This window comes from Bradyrhizobium sp., assembly GCF_050014615.1.
GTDB lineage: Bacteria > Pseudomonadota > Alphaproteobacteria > Rhizobiales > Xanthobacteraceae > Bradyrhizobium.
This window is the reverse complement of record NZ_JBEKCZ010000109.1, coordinates 1-17,688: the sequence shown is the minus strand read 5'-3', so window position 1 is coordinate 17,688 and position 17,688 is coordinate 1. Positions and strand designations below refer to the sequence as shown.

The 17,688-nt window shown below is 63.2% G+C and carries 18 protein-coding genes and 1 tRNA gene; 4 read left to right on the top strand and 15 right to left on the bottom strand.

Translation table 11 applies throughout. The features are described 5' to 3' along the window. Positions 1-1,185 (top strand): adenylate/guanylate cyclase domain-containing protein (locus tag ABR948_RS18010; RefSeq protein WP_428120305.1); only part of this gene is annotated, 1,185 nt, incomplete at its 5' end. Between the two features lie 135 nt (positions 1,186-1,320). Here the strand turns inward: ABR948_RS18010 and ABR948_RS18005 are convergent. The 15 genes from ABR948_RS18005 to rplU form a co-directional block, all read right to left on the bottom strand. Further along, positions 1,321-1,821 carry an RNA pyrophosphohydrolase gene (locus tag ABR948_RS18005; protein ID WP_428120303.1) on the bottom strand — a complete coding sequence of 167 codons (501 nt, stop codon included), beginning with the start codon at positions 1,819-1,821 and terminating at the stop codon, positions 1,321-1,323. Positions 1,822-1,824: 3 nt separating this feature from the next. Beyond that, positions 1,825-2,328 (bottom strand): RNA pyrophosphohydrolase, encoded by a 504-nt coding sequence (locus ABR948_RS18000; RefSeq protein WP_428120301.1) that lies wholly within the window; start codon positions 2,326-2,328, stop codon positions 1,825-1,827. Positions 2,329-2,526: 198 nt separating this feature from the next. Next, the gene (locus tag ABR948_RS17995) at positions 2,527-3,729 is read right to left on the bottom strand and encodes a divergent polysaccharide deacetylase family protein (protein WP_428120299.1); all 1,203 of its coding nucleotides are present in this window, start codon (positions 3,727-3,729) and stop codon (positions 2,527-2,529) included. 191 nt (positions 3,730-3,920) lie between these two features. Further along, entirely contained in the window at positions 3,921-5,291 is a 1,371-nt protein-coding gene (locus ABR948_RS17990) for a S41 family peptidase (RefSeq protein WP_428120297.1), read from the bottom strand. Beyond that, positions 5,288-6,700, bottom strand: coding sequence for a murein hydrolase activator EnvC family protein (locus tag ABR948_RS17985; RefSeq protein WP_428120295.1), 1,413 nt, complete (start codon positions 6,698-6,700; stop codon positions 5,288-5,290). Before ABR948_RS17985 ends, ABR948_RS17990 begins: the two co-directional genes overlap by 4 nt. A 41-nt stretch (positions 6,701-6,741) precedes the next feature. Continuing rightward, a complete protein-coding gene (gene rlmH, locus ABR948_RS17980; RefSeq protein WP_428120293.1) occupies positions 6,742-7,224 on the bottom strand; it encodes a 23S rRNA (pseudouridine(1915)-N(3))-methyltransferase RlmH in 483 nt (160 codons plus the stop codon). 120 nt (positions 7,225-7,344) lie between these two features. Next, entirely contained in the window at positions 7,345-7,701 is a 357-nt protein-coding gene (gene rsfS, locus ABR948_RS17975; RefSeq protein WP_428120291.1) for a ribosome silencing factor, read from the bottom strand. 308 nt (positions 7,702-8,009) lie between these two features. After that, the gene (locus ABR948_RS17970) at positions 8,010-8,651 is read right to left on the bottom strand and encodes a nicotinate-nucleotide adenylyltransferase (protein WP_428120289.1); all 642 of its coding nucleotides are present in this window, start codon (positions 8,649-8,651) and stop codon (positions 8,010-8,012) included. Positions 8,652-8,727: 76 nt separating this feature from the next. Further along, on the bottom strand, positions 8,728-10,020 hold the full coding sequence (locus ABR948_RS17965) for a glutamate-5-semialdehyde dehydrogenase (protein WP_428120287.1): 1,293 nt from the start codon (positions 10,018-10,020) through the stop codon (positions 8,728-8,730). A 176-nt stretch (positions 10,021-10,196) separates the two neighbouring features. Further along, positions 10,197-11,339, bottom strand: a complete 1,143-nt coding sequence (gene proB / locus ABR948_RS17960) for a glutamate 5-kinase (protein ID WP_428120285.1) — start codon at positions 11,337-11,339, stop codon at positions 10,197-10,199. 70 nt (positions 11,340-11,409) lie between these two features. Next, positions 11,410-12,459: a GTPase ObgE gene (gene obgE / locus ABR948_RS17955; protein ID WP_428120283.1), complete on the bottom strand. Its 1,050-nt coding sequence runs from the start codon at positions 12,457-12,459 to the stop codon at positions 11,410-11,412. Positions 12,460-12,576: 117 nt separating this feature from the next. Then, a complete protein-coding gene (locus ABR948_RS17950) occupies positions 12,577-13,062 on the bottom strand; it encodes a MaoC family dehydratase (protein WP_428120281.1) in 486 nt (161 codons plus the stop codon). A gap of 268 nt (positions 13,063-13,330) precedes the next feature. Beyond that, a complete protein-coding gene (locus ABR948_RS17945) occupies positions 13,331-13,927 on the bottom strand; it encodes a GNAT family N-acetyltransferase (RefSeq protein ID WP_428120278.1) in 597 nt (198 codons plus the stop codon). Between the two features lie 124 nt (positions 13,928-14,051). Beyond that, positions 14,052-14,324 (bottom strand): 50S ribosomal protein L27, encoded by a 273-nt coding sequence (rpmA, locus tag ABR948_RS17940; protein WP_428120276.1) that lies wholly within the window; start codon positions 14,322-14,324, stop codon positions 14,052-14,054. 85 nt (positions 14,325-14,409) lie between these two features. Then, a complete protein-coding gene (gene rplU / locus ABR948_RS17935; protein WP_428120274.1) occupies positions 14,410-14,937 on the bottom strand; it encodes a 50S ribosomal protein L21 in 528 nt (175 codons plus the stop codon). Between the two features lie 368 nt (positions 14,938-15,305). Between rplU and ABR948_RS17930 the strand changes: the two genes are divergently transcribed. From ABR948_RS17930 to ABR948_RS17920, 3 genes are all read left to right on the top strand, one after another. Next, complete coding sequence (locus tag ABR948_RS17930; RefSeq protein WP_428120272.1) at positions 15,306-16,430, top strand: ROK family protein; 1,125 nt, start codon at positions 15,306-15,308, stop codon at positions 16,428-16,430. 82 nt (positions 16,431-16,512) lie between these two features. Continuing rightward, positions 16,513-17,133 carry a glutathione transferase gene (gene yfcF, locus ABR948_RS17925; RefSeq protein ID WP_428120270.1) on the top strand — a complete coding sequence of 207 codons (621 nt, stop codon included), beginning with the start codon at positions 16,513-16,515 and terminating at the stop codon, positions 17,131-17,133. A 360-nt stretch (positions 17,134-17,493) separates the two neighbouring features. Beyond that, a tRNA-Ser gene (locus ABR948_RS17920) sits at positions 17,494-17,583 on the top strand. The last annotated feature ends 105 nt before the right edge of the window (positions 17,584-17,688 follow it).

The following is a 17,688-nucleotide window of genomic DNA, read 5'->3' as shown; positions in this document are numbered from 1 at the left end:
CAGTTCGCCGACATCGGCGCGCAGGAAGTGAAGAACATTCCCACTCCGGTGCACGCCTATCTGGTGGCGATGCGGCGCGAGGACGGAACCTATGCGACGCCGCAAATCAAGAAGCCGCTGTCACCCCGGCCTGCCACCAGTCCGAACTGGATGTGGCCTTTGGCGGTGACGGTGGTGTGTCTCGTCGCCATCGGCGTCGGCGGGTTTCTTTATTTTACCAAGATGGAAATCGGGGAGGCGCTGAAAGAAGCATCCCGGGCCAGCAAACGGGCCGTGACCGTGTCTTCGCCACAGGCGATTTCAACGCCAGCCGTCGCCCCGACGGCCGTAGCGGCGCCTTCGCCGCCGTCGACACCATCGGGCGAAAAGTTTGCCGCCGAGACCATGCCGTTCGTCACCGACAAGATCCGTTCCACCTGGGCGACCGAATACGCCGCGGCGTCGGATCACAAGGCTTTGGCCCTTAACATCAACGGCATCATCGCGCCGGTGACCGGCCAGCCGAGCGAAGAAACCGCCAAGAGCAGCGCGCTCGAGCAGTGCCAGAAGAAATCCGACGCGGTTCAGTCGCCGCGCAAATGCGAGATTTACGCGGTCGGCAACACCGTGGTCTATCCGCATGGCCGTCCGCCACTGCCGCCGCTGCCGTGGATCAGGCACGATCCGTCGACCGAGAAGCCGTTCGCGGCGAAGGATATGCCATTTGTCCGCGATCCCGGAAGAGCCAGGCTTGAGAGCGCCTATATTCCGGGCCGGAAAAGCAAATCGATCGCGGTCGGTCCGGGAGGGCAGTTCATTTTCTATGTCGGTGGAGAAACCACCGAGGAATCGGAGCGTCGAACCCTTGAAACCTGCGGCGCGCTGGCCGGCGTGGCCTGCATGATCGTGGCCATTGACGATACCTTCGTGGTGCCGGTGCCAACCAGTTTCAGGGCCATCGGGTTCTTTCGCGCAGACAGGAATCCCTCGATTGCTCCTGATGCAAGAGACGACGTGGCGCGCAAGCTCGCGGATGCATCATCCGGATGGAATGCCGTTGCCGTCGGCACCTCCGGGCGTCCGGGACTGGCGCTCAGGGCGGCCAGTGAACAGGGGGCGGTCAGTGAAGCCCTGGGCAATTGCACCAGGCGCGACAGCGATTGCCACGTCATCGCGATCGGCCCGTTTGCAGTCGGACCGAATTAGAGCATGATCCGGAAAAGTGGGAACCGGTTTTCCCTCGCGACAAACGCCAGAGGCGTTTGCGCGGAGATCATGCTCAAACAAGAAGATGGACGACGAGCATGATTCAACTCAGTTGAATCATGCTCTAGGGCCGCCTCATCGCACGAACGCCGCAAAACTCCGCGCCACCGCCTGATATACATCGCGCCGGAACGGCACCACGAGATCGGCGACGCGGTCGAGCCGTTCCCATCGCCATTGGTCGAACTCCGGCGGTTGGCCGTTGCGCGGTGTCAGCGGATCGATTTCCTGCTCGGAGCCGGTGAAACGCAGCGCGAACCACTTCTGGCGCTGGCCGCGGAATTTCGCGAGCCGGTGTGACGACGGCCCGGAAAATGGCGGAAACTCGTAATTCAGCCAATCGGTTTCGCCGAGATAATCGGCGTGTGTCACCCCGGTCTCTTCCCAGAGTTCGCGCATCACCGCCTCGCGCGGATTCTCGTCGGCGTCGATGCCGCCCTGCGGCATCTGCCATTCGAGGCCTGGAAGAATGATTTCCGGTCCATCGTCCCGGAAGCGGCGCCCGATCAGGACCTGGCCCGAGCTGTTGAACAGCGCGATCCCCACATTGGGGCGATAGGGCTTATCGTCCGCCAAGAGCTAACCGCCCGCGAGCCTGGAGAATTCCTTGACCACGCGCTCATAGACCGGGCGCTTGAAAGGAACGATCAGGTCCGGGAGATTTTTCATCGGCTCCCAGCGCCAGTTGACGAACTCGGCCTTGTGTCCACCGCCGGGGCTCGCGACATTGATCTCGGTGTCCTGGCCGGTAAAACGAACCGCGAACCATTTCTGCCGCTGGCCACGATAACGGCCTTTCCATGCGCGGCCGGCGACGGTGCGCGGAATGTCATAGATCAGCCAGTCGGCGACCTCGCCGAGCTTTTGTACCGAGCGGACGCTGGTTTCCTCATAGAGTTCGCGCTTCGCCGCATCCCAGGTGTCCTCGCCCGGATCGACGCCGCCTTGCGGCATCTGCCAGACATGGGTTTCGTCGACATGTTCGATGCCGCCGGCGCGGCGACCGATGAAGACCAGCCCCGCTGCGTTGATCAGCATCATGCCGACGCATGTTCGATAGGGCAGGTCTTCGTAACGCGCCATTCCGTCAAAGCCTCTTGCCATTACGCCGGCGGACTGGTCTGGCGGGTTTTTCGAAATTGTGCCGCCCCAATTGCCCTAGAGCATGATGGGGTTGAATCATGCTCGTCGTCCATCTTCTTGTTTGAGCATGATCTGCGCGCAAACGCCTCTGGCGTTTGTCGCGAGGGAAAACCGGTTCCCACTTTTCCGGATCATGCTCTAGCCCGATTTTGATTTCAGCATCGCGGTTGTCAATGGCACAAGCATGATGCCATGGCTTTCAAGCGCCTTGACCCATACGCTAATCCGCTCAATCGAAATCGGCAACGCCGAGGCCATGCCGACCGCGACGCCGCGTTCCTTGGCCAGACTTTCAAGCCTGGCCAGCGCCCGGTCGATTTCCACGGCGGTCGGCACCGCATCGATGCTCAAATCGGCCCTGGCGAACGGCATCGCCTGGGCGGCCGCCAATGACGGGGCGACGCTGCGCGGCGCCGATCCGTCGTCGAAATAGCCGAGCCCGCGCTTGGCGGCCTCGCGGACGATCGGCTGCATCACGGCGTCGGTCACGACAAAGCGTCCGCCCATGAAATTGGCGATCCCCGCATAACCCTGGAAACGGCTGAGATGCCAGTAGAAGCGGTCGAGATTCTGTTCGGGCGCCAGCGTCGTGAGCAGGGTTTGCGGGCCGGGGTCGTTGTCGGGATAATCGAACGGTTCCATCGGAATCTGCAGCAGGATCTCGTGACGTTGCGCCCGCGCCCGCTCGGCCAGCTTGGTGGGATCCGAGCCATAGGGCGTAAACGCCAGGGTCACCGCGGGCGGCAGTTTCATGATGGCGTCGGCGGTCTTGGCGGCGCCGATCCCAAGTCCTCCGACCACGATCGCGACCACCGGCATCTTTGCCGCTTTGGCGCGGTCGGCATCGGCGGCGTAGACGGTGAAGGGCTTCAATCCGTCCGACGCTACCGGGATCATGCCGTAGCGTGATTTTTCCAAGAGGTGCTGATCTATCCCGGCCATCATGGCGGGGGCGGCATCCGTCTCGGCTTTGTCCGGGCTATCGCCGGAGATTGCGACGTCGTGTCGCGCTCCGCTGGAGCCGTCGATAATGGTGACGGTCCGCTGCTCGGACGGTGCGGCCTGCCTGGCCGGGGATTTTGAGCCCGACTCGGAGGCAGTTGCGGGCGCCGGGGCGATTTTTTCGTCGGTCGGCGCGGACTGTCGGATCGCGACGCGTGTCATGGGCTCGCCGCCCAGGGGATTTTGGTTGAAGATGGCGAAGCCTGCGAAGGTCGCCAGAAACAGGCCGAGCAGTACGGCGAGCGCCTGGAGACCGGTAAACGGCAGCCGGAATCGGCGCTTCCGGCGCACCGTTTTCTGTCCGAGCGGCGTGCTCAGATCGTCGGCCGTCTCTGCCATCGGTCTCCCCGAATCAACCGGGCCGACGATACCACGGCGAAGCAAGGCCTTGGCAGATACGGCCCGGCGGACAGGGCATCGCGGCGGGCCGGGCGAAAGCGGGCCGCGGGTGCAGTTCCGGGCGATCGGAACCCGGCAACAAAAAGGGCGGCCCGGAGGCCGCCCTTTTCACAAAATCCGGCTGAACTGGATCAGTTCGCCTTTTCGGTGGCGGGTTTGTCGATCGCGGCCTTGTCGCCGTTAGCCGGCGCGGCAGCAGGCGTCGTTGAGGCCGTGGACTTGATACCGTGAAGCAGGTCGTCCGCCATCTTCAAGGCCTTGTCGTCCTTGGCGTCCGGCGGCACGTAGGATTGCGAACCGGTCTTCTCGTCGCCTTCGGACTTCAGATGGCCGCGCAGCGAAGCTTCGCCCTTGGTGTCGGTGCGGGACTTCAACTCGTCGGGCACGTCCTGCAGCACTTCGATGTCGGGAACGATGCCCTTGGCCTGGATCGATTTACCCGATGGCGTGAAGTAGCGCGCGGTGGTGAGCCGCAGCGCGCCGTTGCCGGAGCCGAGCGGAATGATGGTCTGCACCGAGCCCTTGCCGAACGAGCGCGTGCCGACCAGCGTGGCCCGTTTGTGGTCCTGCAGCGCGCCGGCGACGATTTCGGAAGCCGATGCCGAGCCGCCGTTGATCAGAACGATCACCGGCTTGCCCTTGGTCAGATCGCCGGGATGCGCGGCGCGGCGCTGGGTTTCCTCGGCGTTGCGCCCGCGGGTCGAGACGATCTCGCCGCGTTCGAGGAAGGTGTCGGAAACCGTGACGGCTTCTTCAAGCAAACCGCCGGGGTTGTTGCGCAGGTCGATGATGAAGCCTTTCAGCTTGTCGCCGATCTGGGTGCTCAGATTGCCGATTTCCCGCTTCAGGCCTTCGGTGGTCTGCTCGTTGAACGTGGTGATGCGGATATAGCCGATATCATCGCCTTCGACATGGGCGCGCACCGAGCGGACGCGGATGTTGTCGCGCACCAGCGTGATGTCGAGCGGGTTGTCCTGACCCTTGCGAATGATCTTCAGCTTGATCTTGGTATTGACGGGCCCGCGCATCTTCTCGACGGCCTGATTGAGGGTGAGGCCCTGTACGGCTTCGTCGTCGAGCGTGGTGATGATGTCGTTGGCCATGATGCCGGCCTTGGACGCCGGTGTGTCGTCGATCGGCGACACCACCTTGATCAGCCCGTCTTCCATCGTGACTTCGATGCCCAATCCGCCGAACTCACCGCGGGTCTGCACCTGCATGTCGCGGAAGCTCTTGGCATCCATGTAACTGGAATGCGGATCGAGGCCGCTCAGCATGCCGCTGATCGCGGATTCGATGAGCTTGCTGTCATCGGGCTTTTCGACATAGTCGCTGCGGACCCGTTCGAACACATCGCCGAACAGATTGAGCTGGCGATAGGTGTCCGAGGTCGCGGCACGCGCACTCGATCCCATCATCACCGAGCGTGGCTGGGTCACGAACAGCGTCAATGCCGCGCCAGTGGCGGCGCTAAGGAGAATTACAGAAGTCTTGCGCATCATCCGCGAACCTTTTCGCCTTCATTTGCGGCCCACCATGGGCCTGGATCAATGGGAGTGCCGTCCTTACGGAACTCGATATAGAGCACGGGCTGGCTCGCGTTAGTCGCGAGGATTGAAGCGACCTGGGACGTCGTCCCCATCGTCGCGACCGGCTCCCCCGTAAGTACAAACTGGCCGATGTTGACCGAAATGCGCTCCATCCCGGCGATCAGTACATGATACCCGCCCCCGGCATTAAGGATCAAGAGTTGTCCGTAGCTGCGGAACGGACCGGCGTAAACAACCCAGCCGTCACACGGGGTTGTGACCTGGGCGCCGGGCCGGGTTGCCAAAGAAATGCCTTTTTCGACGCCACCGGAACCATCGGAACCGCCAAACTCGCGAATCTTGGTGCCGTTAACCGGCAGCGCGAATAAACCCCTGGCGGCGGCAAACGCAATGGCCGGGCTCAGCCGGGCGGGGTCCTTCAGCGCCGCCAGATTGGGCTTGCCATTGATGGTGGCAGGCGCCCCCTGCAGGCTGGCGGTTGCGGCTGCTTTGGCCGCACTCTTCAGATCCTGTTCCATTTTGCCGATCAGGCCCTGCAGGCTGTCGACCTGCCTGGACAGCATCACGGCGCGCGCGCCCTCCGCCTCCAGGTCCTTTTCGATCGAGCTCTGCTTTCGCTGCCGCTCGTCGACCAGCGCCGCCAGCCGGGTTTGATCGTCCCTCAGCCTGTCGCGGTCAACCGCGAGCCGGTCGCGCTCCGAGGCAATGGTCTTGCGCAGTTCAACCAGTTCGGTGAGGTCGCCGGACAGTTTTTCAGCGCGACCGCGCAGTTCGGGCACCACGGCTCCAAGCAGCATGGCGGTACGCAGCGATTGCAGCGCATCTTCCGGCCTCACCAGCAAGGCTGGAGGCGTGCGTCGTCCGGCGCGTTGCAGGGCCGCCAGCACCTCGACAATCTCGGAACGGCGCGAATCAAGCGAGCTTCTGATCTGTTGCTCGCGGCCGTCGAGCGGGCGCAGCCGTGTTTCGGCGTCGCCGATCCGGGTCTCGACGCCGCGGACCTGGGCGGCGATGTCGATCAACTGCGCATTGAGCTTGCTGCGGTCCTGACCGATCGCGGTGATATCGGCCTTGAGTTTTTGTTGAACTTCGGCGGCATTTTTCTGCTGGGTTCGGGCGGCATCGAGTTCCTGCTCGCGCTGCTTGATGGCATCGGGCGAAGCGGCCGATATCGGCGGAGTCGTTGTCTGAGGCGCCGTTGTCTGCGGCGTCGATTCCGCGACCTGCGCCGCCGCGGGCAAAACGCCGATCCCGGCCAGAGCCGCGGACAACAAGGCGATCGAGAGCGGAATGCGGACCGCAGATCGCTGACCGCGGCGGGCGGTGTCGGGGGACGAATCACTGTTCCGCGCTGGCAGCATCGAATCCAAATCAGTGCTTTCCGGCACCTGCGTTGCGCGTGTCAGGCGCGGTGATAAGGGTGCCCCGCCAGAATGGTCGCGGCCCGGTAAATCTGTTCGAGAAGCATGACGCGAACCATCTGGTGCGGCCAGGTCGCGGAGCCGAACGCCATCCTCAGCTTTGCCATGCGCCGTAAATCGGGCGAAAGTCCGTCCGCGCCGCCGATTGTGAAAATAGTATTGGCGACCTGTTCGTCCCGCCAGCGGCCAAGATGCCGGGCAAAGGCAGCGCTGTCGACATTGTCGCCGCGCTCGTCGAGCGCCACCAGGGTGGATTTCGCCGGGATTGCGGCCGAAATCGCCGCGGCTTCCTCGGCCATCCGGGTCGCCGCGTCGCGGGCACGGCTTTCGGGAACTTCATGAATTTCGAGGCCGCGAAAGCCGAGCTTGCGGCCGATGTCGTCGAATCGTTCGCGGTAACGCTCGGCCAGTTCCCGCTCCGGGCCCTGCTTCAGCCGGCCGATTGAAATGACGACGAGGCGCATGCTTGATCAATAATTGAGGTCGATGAATTGCGCACGTTCCGTCCGCAAAAGCGAATCCGCTCTTGCAGTATGCGCGCCGCACCCCTGCATGCGCCCAGCCGATTTACATCGGCTGGATCGTCAGACCGCCTTCACCGCCGTCGGGCCCTGAGTCCACAATCGCTCCAGATTGTAGAACTCGCGCACCTCGGGTCTGAACACGTGCACGATCACGTCGCCGGAATCGATCAGCACCCAGTCGCAGTTGGGCAAGCCCTCGACGTGGATGCTTTTGATTCCGGTTTCCTTGAGACCTTTGGCGACATTTTCCGCGATCGCGCCGACATGCCGGTTGGCCCGGCCGGTGGTGACGATCATGTAGTCGGAAAATGCTGATTTGCCGCGAAGGTCGATGGTGACCGTTTCTTCCGCCTTCATATCTTCGAGGCGGGAGAGGATCATATTCAGGGTCTTGTCGGCGTCGGGTTGCGCCTTCAAGGCCGCAGCTTTTGTCGATGTTTTACGCGCGCTTTTAGATGCCTTGATCTTAGGAACCTCGGGTAAAACAGACTTGGACAATACAGATGTGGCCAGGGACCATTCCTTTCACTGTATCGCGAACGCCGAATCCTTCGGCCGCCCGCCAACCATACTATGCATGTGGGGTTAACGGTTTCAATATCCAGTACCCCGGTTCCGAAGTTCGTGATCCATTGCAGTCTTCCCTTGGCAGCATCCCCTTGACGAGCTTCGGAAACAAAAGGGGTACTGTTACCGGTAACCTCATCTTCTCGGGTGCCGCGCGCTCACCTTGTCCTCCAGCTGCCGTCCTGGTTGCGCAGGCCGGTCGATGACAGGCTCAGCTTCATGCCGGTGAGAAAGACCCAGGCTGGGGCATGCTGGTCTGCCAGCCTGCCGGCCTGGTTTTCAGGCAGGCGGTAGCGCGCCAGCGCCTGGGCCGCGGGCGCGGCCAGGGCGCGAAAACTTTGCGGCGGACGGTCGATCACAGCGATCGGCACCTCGGATGCGATGCGCCGCCAGTTTTGCCAGCGGTGAAATTGCGCCAGATTGTCGGCGCCCATGATCCAGACAAAACGCAGGCCGGAAGCGCGGCGGCGCAGATATCTAATCGTATCGACAGTGTATCGTGTCCCGATGACGGATTCGAGACAAGTGACATCGATGCGCGGATCATTGGCCATGCGGCGCGCGGCCTCCGCGCGCTCGTCGAGATCGTGCAAGGCCCCATCATCCTTGAGCGGATTGCCCGGGGTAACCAGCCACCACACGCGGTCGAGCTTCAGCCGCTTGATGGCGAACAGGCTGATGGCGCGGTGCGCGACATGCGGCGGATTAAAGGAGCCGCCGAGCAGGCCGATGCGCATGCCGTTGCTGTGAAGCGGGATCGCTGGCGCAACAGACGGTGACGCGACCGAAGCTGGCTTCAACGGCGCCACCGCATGCGCAAACCAGGGTGCTTTCGTCGTGTCGGGACCAGGCGTTCGCTTGAAAAATTTCTGGCGCTCACGGCCGGGTCTGCCCGGTGCCGTGAACGCGATATTTGAAGCTGGTCAATTGCTCGGCGCCGACCGGGCCGCGGGCATGGAATTTCCCGGTGGCGATGCCGATTTCCGCGCCGAAGCCGAATTCGCCGCCATCGGCGAACTGGGTCGATGCGTTATGCAGCACGATCGCCGAATCGACCTCGTTGAGGAATTTGCGCGCAGCGTCTTCGTCTTCCGTCACGATCGCATCGGTATGGTGCGAGCCGTGGTTGTGAATATGGGCGATCGCCTCGTCGACGCCGTCGACCACCTTGGCGGTGATGATCGCGTCCTCATATTCGGTGTCCCAGTCTTCATCGGAAGCCGGCTTCACCCGCGGATCGGTTCGTTGCACGGCGTCGTCGCCGCGCACCTCGCAGCCGGCGTCGATCAGCATCTGCACCAGCGGCTTGAGATTGGTCGATGCCGCGGCACGATCGACCAGCAGGGTTTCGGCGGCGCCGCACACGCCGGGGCGGCGCATCTTGGCGTTCAGCACGATCGACTTCGCCATGTCGAGATTGGCGGCATGATCGACGTAAACGTGATTGACGCCTTCCAGATGCGCGAATACCGGCACGCGCGCTTCGGCCTCGACGCGCGCGACCAGACTCTTGCCGCCGCGCGGCACGATGACGTCGACGCCGCCGTTCAATCCGCCGAGCAGCAGCCCGACCGCGGCCCGGTCACGGGTCGGCACCAGAGTGATCGCAGCCTCGGGCAGGCCGGCCTCGCGCAATCCCTGCACCAGGCAGTCATGGATCGCGCGGCAGGACCGAAAGCTGTCCGAGCCGCCGCGCAGGATCACGGCATTGCCGGATTTCAGGCACAGCACGCCGGCGTCGGCGGCGACATTGGGGCGGCTTTCGAAAATCACCGCGACGACGCCGAGCGGCACGCGCACGCGTTCGATGGTCATGCCGTTGGGACGCTGCCAGCTCTCGGTCACCACCCCGATGGGGTCGGCGATCGCGCGCACGGTCGCGACGCCGTCGGCCATCGCATCGATGCGCGTTTTGGTCAGCGCCAGCCGATCGATGAAGGCTGGGCTCGCGCCTCCTGCGCGAACTTCCGCGACGTCCTCGGCATTGGCGGCGAGAATCTCGGAGGCATGGGCGCGGATGGCGCGTTCGATGGCATCGAGCGCGTGGTTCTTCTGCCCGGGCGACGCAAGCGCCAGCACCCGCGCGGCGGCGCGGGCGCGGGCAGCAAGATCGTTCATCAGATCCGGCAAATCGGCGTTTCCGTCGATCGCCTTCAGCGGCGCGGTCATGTCAGTTCTTGTCGATTCTTGCTTTCAGTTAAGGCCATGTCCTAGCACGAAAATCCGTATTTTGCGAGGTGCGGAAGCGGCATGGCTGGCGGGCGGTGGCTGGTGGCAGGCGTCGGCAGCGGCGGCCGAACCGTGATGACCAGGCCATTGGCCTAGTTGGGGGTCCCAGGCTGGCTCTAATTTGCGGACAATGCCGCGCTTGGGCCGATCACGAGGTCGTCGCGGTGGATCATTTCCGCCCGCCCGCTGATGCGAAGGATGGTCATCACATCGGGCGAGGAGCGGCCCTTGATCTTCTCGGCGTCCTCGGCGTCATAGGCGACGAGGCCGCGGCCGATTTCATGGGTGTCGGGGCCGCGCACGACGACGGCATCGCCGCGGGCGAATTGCCCATCGACCCGGATCACGCCGGCCGGCAACAGGCTCTTGCCCGCGCGCAGCGCGCTCACTGCACCGGCATCGATGGTCAAAGTGCCCTTCGGCTCCAGCGAGCCGGCGATCCAGCGCTTGCGCGCGGTCACGGGGTTGGCTGGCGTCAGGAACCAGGTGCAGCGCCCGCCATTGGCGATGGCTTGCAGCGGATGTTCGATCTTGCCCGACGCGATCAGCATATGGGTGCCGGCGGTGGTGGCGATCTTGGCGGCTTCGATCTTGGTGGTCATGCCGCCGCGCGACAGTTCGGATTCCGCGGCGCCCGCCATGGCTTCGATTTCCGAGGTGACGGATTCGACGACCGGAACGAGTTTCGCATTCGGGTTGCTGCCCGGCGGCGCGTCATAGAGGCCATCGATGTCCGACAGCAGGATCAACAGGTCCGCGCTCGCCATGGTGGCGACGCGGGCGGCGAGGCGGTCATTGTCGCCGTAGCGGATTTCATTGGTGGCGACGGTATCGTTTTCGTTAATCACCGGCACCGCGCGCCATTCCAGCAGCTTGGCGATGGTCGAGCGCGCGTTGAGGTAACGACGTCGTTCCTCGGTGTCCTGCAGGGTGACCAGGATCTGCCCGGCGCCAATGCCGTGATGACCGAGCACTTCCGACCAGATCCGCGCCAGTGCGATCTGCCCCACGGCTGCGGCGCCCTGGCTTTCCTCGAGTTTCAGCGCGCCGCGCGGCAGCTTCAGGCGGCTGCGTCCCAGCGCAATCGCGCCGGAAGACACGATCAAGAGTTCGCGGCCCTCGCCATGCAGCCTGGCCAGATCGGCGGCCAGCGCAGCGAGCCACGACGCCCGCACTTCGCCGGCGTCGGAATCGATCAGCAGCGACGAGCCGACCTTGACGACGATACGCCGGAAATTTTTCAGGTTGGGGCGGGCCATGGATGGGACTTTGCAGCAGAGTTTGTCGGTGATCCAGGTTCTTTTGCCAGATCTCTTGCCAGGTCTTTTGCTAGGTCGTTTGCGGCGCCCAGGGCTCCGCCTTCGCGGCTCCCTTGGCCTTGGCCGAGACCGGGGCCTCGCCGATCACCTCGACCAGCGCCCGCAGCGCTTCCTTTACGCCCGCGCCTGATACGCCCGACATCAGCAGCGGGGTTTTTTTGGCGGCACGCTTGAGCCGGTCGCGCTGCGCCTTCAATTGTTCCGGGGTCACGGCGTCGATCTTGTTGAGCGCGACGATCTCGATCTTGTCGGCGAGATCGCCCTCATAAGCGTCGAGCTCGGTTCGCACCGTCTTGTAGGCCCGGCCGGCATGTTCGCAGGTCGCGTCGACCAGATGCAGCAACACACGGCAGCGCTCGACATGGCCGAGAAAGCGATCGCCGAGGCCGGCGCCTTCATGGGCGCCTTCGATCAGGCCCGGAATATCCGCCAGCACGAATTCGCGGCCGTCGACATCGACCACGCCGAGCTGTGGATGCAGCGTGGTGAAGGGATAGTCGGCGATCTTCGGTTTGGCGGCGCTGACGACAGAGAGGAAGGTCGACTTGCCGGCGTTGGGCAGGCCGACCAGGCCGGCATCCGCGATCAGCTTCAGCCGCAGCCAGATCCAGCGCTCCTCGCCTTCCAGTCCGGGATTGGCGTTGCGCGGCGCGCGGTTGGTGGAGGATTTGAAATGCGCGTTGCCGAAGCCGCCATTGCCGCCTTCGGCGAGCACGAATTTTTCGCCAAGCGTGGTGAAATCATAGATCAGCGTTTCGCGATCCTCGTCGAAGATCTGCGTGCCGACCGGCACCTTGAGCACGATCGGCTTGCCGTTGGCGCCATGGCGATCCTTGCCCATGCCGTTGGTGCCCTTTTGCGCCTTGAAGTGCTGCTGATAGCGATAGTCGATCAGCGTGTTCAAGCCATCGACCACTTCGACGACGACATCGCCGCCGCGGCCGCCATTGCCGCCGGAGGGGCCGCCGAACTCGATATACTTCTCGCGGCGGAACGCCACGCAGCCGTTGCCGCCGTCGCCGGAGCGGATAAAGACCTTTGCTTCGTCAAGGAATTTCATGGGGTACAGGTAAGGCAGGGGGGGTGTCGCGGCAACCCTTTATGTCCGGGATATCGGCGAAAAGCCTTAATTTTCGGGCCTTTTGGAGGCTTCGGACGTGCCTGTGCCCGGCGCGCGTTACGGTTGCGCCGGCCTTCGCCGGATCAGGAACTTCTGCAATCCCTCCAGCACCAGCTCGCGGCGCTGGTTGAACACGGTGCTGCGCAGGGCCACGACGCCGGTAGAGCGGCCCGGCGTCAGTTCCGTCACTTCGAGCGCGGGGTAAATCGTATCGCCGGCATAGACCGGCTTTACGAACCGGCTCGATTGTTCGAGAAAACCGACCAGCGATTCCTCCACCAGATATGGAAACAGCCCCGCGCCCGGTGCGGTGTGGATCAGCGTCTGGAAACCGTGGGCCAGCAGATCTGGCATCCCGCGGGCCCGGCAATATTCGACGTCGTAATGCACCGGATGGGTATCGCCGCTCGCGGTCTGAAACGCCGCGAATACCGCTGACGTCATGGTGCGGCTCGGAATCACAAAGCGCTCGCCGAGGCTAAAATCCTCGAACCAGCGCTGCTCCGGCACCATGCGATGCGCGGCGGGATCGAACTCGGTCATGCCTGATTTCCTGCGGCCCGGTTGTCTTATCCGTATCGCAGAGGTGTCATCGCGGCAATCAAGGGTGCGCAGCAACTACCGTCGTCGTCCCGGCCAAGCCGACGGGTCGGCGCGAAGCGCCGCCCGATGACAGGCTCCGCGCGAGCCGGGATCCATACTCACCGGCGTATCGGTTTGCAAAGGTTGGAGCGACCGCTCGTCGCAACAACAAACGCCGGGGATTATGGGTCCCCGCGTTCGCGGGGACGACAATCTTGGTGTTCTGCACTTACCGCGTGCGCCGCGTTGAATTGTTCCAGTTCTTCAGCGATGCCCAGACGCCGCGCGAAAGACGGAAGCAATCGACCGGGGTTGACGATCCCAGCGCCTCGAAGCGGTGCAACTCGACGCCGCTCCACTGGAAGCCGCATTTCTCCAGAATGTTGCGGGAGGACGGGTTGGCGACCCGCGCGCCCGAGATCAACTGCTCGACCTCGAATTCCTCGAAGGTGAAATCGATCACCGCGCGCGCCGCCTCGGTGGCGAAACCCTGGCCCCAATGCTCCACGCCGAGCCAGTAACCCAGTTCCGGCGCCTCCGGCGCGCGCCAGTCGACGCCGACCATCCCGACCGGCGCATGATTGTTCTCGATCAGGAACACGGTTTCACGCTGCTCGCTCGCAATTCCGCGCACGAACGCCACGGCATCGTCAGGCGAATAGGGATGCGGCAGGCGGCGGGCATTCTCCGCAATACGGCGATCATTGGCGAGACGCGCGATCGCCTTTACGTCCGCGAGCGTCGGCCTGCGCAGCGTCAGGCGTTCGGTCTCGAGGACGCAGCTACTCGCCTCGCGCAAGGTCGGGGTCGGGATATCCTGCAACATGTCGGGCTCCTGGTCGGACCAAATAACCAAATAAAAAGGAGAGGCCGGTTTCCCGCCTCCCCTTGGAGCCTTCTGGAGCTCCGCCGGTTCAACAGGACCCGGCGGAAGCATGTTTGCCCGCCGTTTACTCGGCCGCAGCTTCCGTCATCGGAACCACCGAAACGAAGGTGCGGCCGTTGGCTTTTGCACGAAACTCGACATGGCCTTCGACCTTGGCAAACAAAGTATGATCGGTGCCCATGCCGACATTAAGGCCGGGATGCCAGGTGGTGCCGCGCTGACGCGCGATGATGTTGCCGGGAATCACATGTTCGCCGCCATACGTCTTGATTCCGAGGCGCTTGCCTGCCGAATCACGACCGTTACGCGATGAACCGCCTGCTTTTTTGTGAGCCATGGCCCGTCTCCAACTTCTATCTAATCTCTAAATCGATTCCTTGACGGAATCATTTCACTTTATGTCGCGCTTCCAAGTTCACGCTTCACTTTTTATCACTTTTGCCCTTGGCCGGAGCCTTCTTCGCATCGGGCTTCTTCGAATCAGCCTTGGCGCGCGGCTTCGGCGCGGCCTTTTTGGCGACCGCCTTCTTGGGCGCGGCCTTCTTCTTGACCGCCGTCGGGGCCTCGTCGTCGCCGTCCACCGGCGCTGCGACGACCGGCTTCTCGCGCTTCGGGCGCGGTCCGATGGTCGGCTTGTTATCGTTGGTCAGGATCTCGGTGATGCGCAGCACCGTGATCTCGTCGCGATAACCGCGCTTGCGGCGCGAATTCTTGCGGCGGCGCTTCTTGAACGAGATGACCTTGGGGCCGCGCTTGTGCTGCAGCACTTCGGCGGCCACCGAGGCGCCGGGAACCGTGGGCACGCCGAGCACCGGCGAGTCACCGCCGACCAGGAGAACTTCGCCAAGCTGCACGATCGTTCCGACATCGCCGGCGATCTTGCCTATCTCGAGCACATCATCCGGAACGACGCGGTATTGCCGGCCGCCGGTTTTGATGACTGCGAACATCGTTTAATTCCTTCGTGTTCGATCCCGGCCTCGGACACGTCCGGGTCGGCTTTTTCTTCAGTCGTTATGGGTTCACCGCGACAATCATGGATTGTCGCGAATCTCTGCGTAATCGGGGAGCGATCCCCTTAAAACCACGCAAAAACAAACAGCGCGAGAAATATCCCGCGCCGGGTGCGGGACTTATAGCGGTTGGGCGACCCGAGTCAAGGAAAAGCGGCCCTGAAACAAGCCAAATCTGAGGGATTTGACGCGTTCAAGCCGATTTTGCCGGCTGGCTTTAACCCGCCGGCGGACCACAGCACCCGCCGATGAAACCAACGGGTTCCCTGCTCGTTGTACCGCATTCTGGCATCCGCAGGGGCAAAATGGCTGAGGACACATTGACGACCGCCGGCATCGGCCGGCACGGCGCCACCCGTTTGCCATCGGTAGACGTGGACAGCTTCAATATCGAACTGAAGGACGATGACGGCTTTCTCGGCGACCGCGCCAGCAAGGGCGCGTTCCGCAAGATTCTGGATACGCTGCGCAAGCCGCTGAAGAAAAACGGCGACGATCCCTTAGGCGACAAATCCGCCGAGGCGATCGACAAGAGCACGCTCGACCAGGCGCTGGTCGGTGACGATATCGGCGCTGCCGCCCTGGTGCATGGCGCCATCGAGGAATTCGCGCAGGAACTCGCTCATGTGACGTCGCGCTTTCTCAAGACCAAGGCCTGGGCCGACACCGAGCGCATCGTGGTCGGCGGCGGCTTTCGCCAGAGCCGGGTCGGCGAACTCGCGATCGCGCGCACCGACATCCTGCTCAAGGCGGAGGGGTTGCAGGTCGATCTGGTGCCGATCCGCTTTGACCCCGATGAAGCCGGCCTGATCGGCTGCCTGCATCTGGCGCCGTCGTGGATTTTCGAAGCCCATGACAGCATCCTGGCGGTCGACATCGGCGGCAGCAATATCCGCTGCGGCGTGGTCGAGACCCGCTGGAAGAAAGCGCCCGACCTGTCGAAGGCGTCGGTGTGGAAATCCGAACTCTGGCGCCATGCCGATGACGAGCCGACGCGGGAAGGCGCCGTCAAGCGTCTGGTCAAGATGTTGAAAGGCCTGATTGCCGAGGCCGACGCCGATGGCCTGAAGCTGGCGCCGTTCATCGGGATCGCCTGTCCCGGCGTCATCAACGAGGATGGTTCGATTGCAAAGGGCGCGCAGAACCTGCCGGGCAATTGGGAGAGCAGCAAGTTCAATCTGCCGGCGAGCCTGGTCGAGGCGATCCCTGCGATCGGCGATCACGATACCGCGGTCCTGATGCACAATGACGGCGTGGCGCAGGGCCTTTCCGAAGTGCCGTTCATGCAGGACGTCGACCATTGGGGCGTTCTGACCATCGGCACCGGCCTCGGCAATGCGCGCTTCACCAATCGCCGGAAGGAAAAGGACAGAGACAGGGACGACAAAAAGGAAAAGGAAGACAAGAAGGAAAAGAAGAGCAAGGATTGAGCCGCAAGGCTTTGCAGCAACCCTCCAAAGCGCTATGACCCGCGGCTGCCGACACTGAGCGGACATAACGGGCACGACGGCCATGCTTCTCTACGCGGACTCGCGGTTCACATCCCCCTATGCGATGTCGGTATTCGTGGCGCTGACCGAGAAACAGCTGTCGTTTGAAATCAGGACGCTGGACCTCGATGCTGGCGCCAATAACGACCCGGCCTACGCCAGGACATCGCTGACCCAGCGCGTGCCGACGCTGATCGATGGCGACTTCGCGCTGTCGGAATCCTCGGCCATTGCGGAATATCTGGAGGACACCTTTCCGGATCCGCCGATATTTCCGGCCGGCCGGCAGATGCGGGCGCGGGCCCGTCAGGTTCAGGCCTGGCTGCGCAGCGACTTCATGCCGATCCGCATGGAGCGTCCGACGCCGACCATCTTCTACCGGCAGCCCATTTCCACGCCGCTTTCCGCGGCGGCGCAGCTGTCATCGCGCAAGCTCTGTGCGGCGGCTAGCGAATTGCTCGGCCATGGCGGCGAAAATCTGTTTGGCGACTGGTCGATCGCCGACGTCGATCTGGCGCTGATGCTCCATCGGCTGATCATCAATGGCGATCAGGTGCCGCTTCAATTAGCCCGCTATGCGAGGGCCCAGTGGGAGCGTCCTTCCGTTCAAAGCTGGGTCCTCCGGGAACGCCCTTCTTTGTGAATGAGATTAACTGCGAGGCGCCCCGCCATGGCTGGAGAAATACCGGAGAAATCCGGGTTCGGCGCGCGGGGTAACCTTGATCGGTTAGGTTAAAACAGAGATCGCGTTGCCGCGTGCGCCGGGATCGCTACGGTCCAACCGTCGCTCAGGCTGGCCCGCGAAGCCGCACTTCCTGGCCACAATTTCAATGACGCGACACGGGACCGCCGGTTTTTTTCGCGTCTGGCGGTCCCACCCTTCATCGGCCACTGGTTTGACGCCGTACGAGGGGAATTTCGCGCCCCGCGCCTTGTCTGCCCGGCCATCCTCGCCTAGAACACGGCCCGACCGAAGGGCCAGAGTCCGCCCGTCATGGCGCCTGGAGAGGTGGCAGAGTGGTCGAATGCACCGCACTCGAAATGCGGCATAGGTGCAAGCCTATCGGGGGTTCGAATCCCTCCCTCTCCGCCAGCTCGGCTTGCCGAAACGCCTGCCGCGATCCGCAGGCGTTTCACGTTGCTTCCGACCAGTTGCCGTAGATCTTCCGCCATCGGCGGAATCGGACAGGATGTGCAT

What these genes read in the sequence shown, in the direction of transcription:
- ABR948_RS17995 (WP_428120299.1), bottom strand. Translation starts at nt 3,729, where the DNA reads ATGGCAGAGACGGCCGACGATCTGAGCACGCCGCTCGGACAGAAAACG.
- ABR948_RS17985 (WP_428120295.1), bottom strand. Translation starts at nt 6,700, where the DNA reads ATGCTGCCAGCGCGGAACAGTGATTCGTCCCCCGACACCGCCCGCCGC.
- proB (WP_428120285.1), bottom strand. Translation starts at nt 11,339, where the DNA reads ATGGCCCGCCCCAACCTGAAAAATTTCCGGCGTATCGTCGTCAAGGTC.
- rlmH (WP_428120293.1), bottom strand. Translation starts at nt 7,224, where the DNA reads ATGCGCCTCGTCGTCATTTCAATCGGCCGGCTGAAGCAGGGCCCGGAG.
- ABR948_RS17990 (WP_428120297.1), bottom strand. Translation starts at nt 5,291, where the DNA reads ATGATGCGCAAGACTTCTGTAATTCTCCTTAGCGCCGCCACTGGCGCG.
- ABR948_RS17965 (WP_428120287.1), bottom strand. Translation starts at nt 10,020, where the DNA reads ATGACCGCGCCGCTGAAGGCGATCGACGGAAACGCCGATTTGCCGGAT.
- ABR948_RS18000 (WP_428120301.1), bottom strand. Translation starts at nt 2,328, where the DNA reads ATGGCGCGTTACGAAGACCTGCCCTATCGAACATGCGTCGGCATGATG.
- ABR948_RS17945 (WP_428120278.1), bottom strand. Translation starts at nt 13,927, where the DNA reads ATGTTGCAGGATATCCCGACCCCGACCTTGCGCGAGGCGAGTAGCTGC.
- ABR948_RS17930 (WP_428120272.1), top strand. Translation starts at nt 15,306, where the DNA reads ATGGCTGAGGACACATTGACGACCGCCGGCATCGGCCGGCACGGCGCC.
- obgE (WP_428120283.1), bottom strand. Translation starts at nt 12,459, where the DNA reads ATGAAATTCCTTGACGAAGCAAAGGTCTTTATCCGCTCCGGCGACGGC.
- yfcF (WP_428120270.1), top strand. Translation starts at nt 16,513, where the DNA reads ATGCTTCTCTACGCGGACTCGCGGTTCACATCCCCCTATGCGATGTCG.
- rpmA (WP_428120276.1), bottom strand. Translation starts at nt 14,324, where the DNA reads ATGGCTCACAAAAAAGCAGGCGGTTCATCGCGTAACGGTCGTGATTCG.
- ABR948_RS17950 (WP_428120281.1), bottom strand. Translation starts at nt 13,062, where the DNA reads ATGACCGAGTTCGATCCCGCCGCGCATCGCATGGTGCCGGAGCAGCGC.
- rplU (WP_428120274.1), bottom strand. Translation starts at nt 14,937, where the DNA reads ATGTTCGCAGTCATCAAAACCGGCGGCCGGCAATACCGCGTCGTTCCG.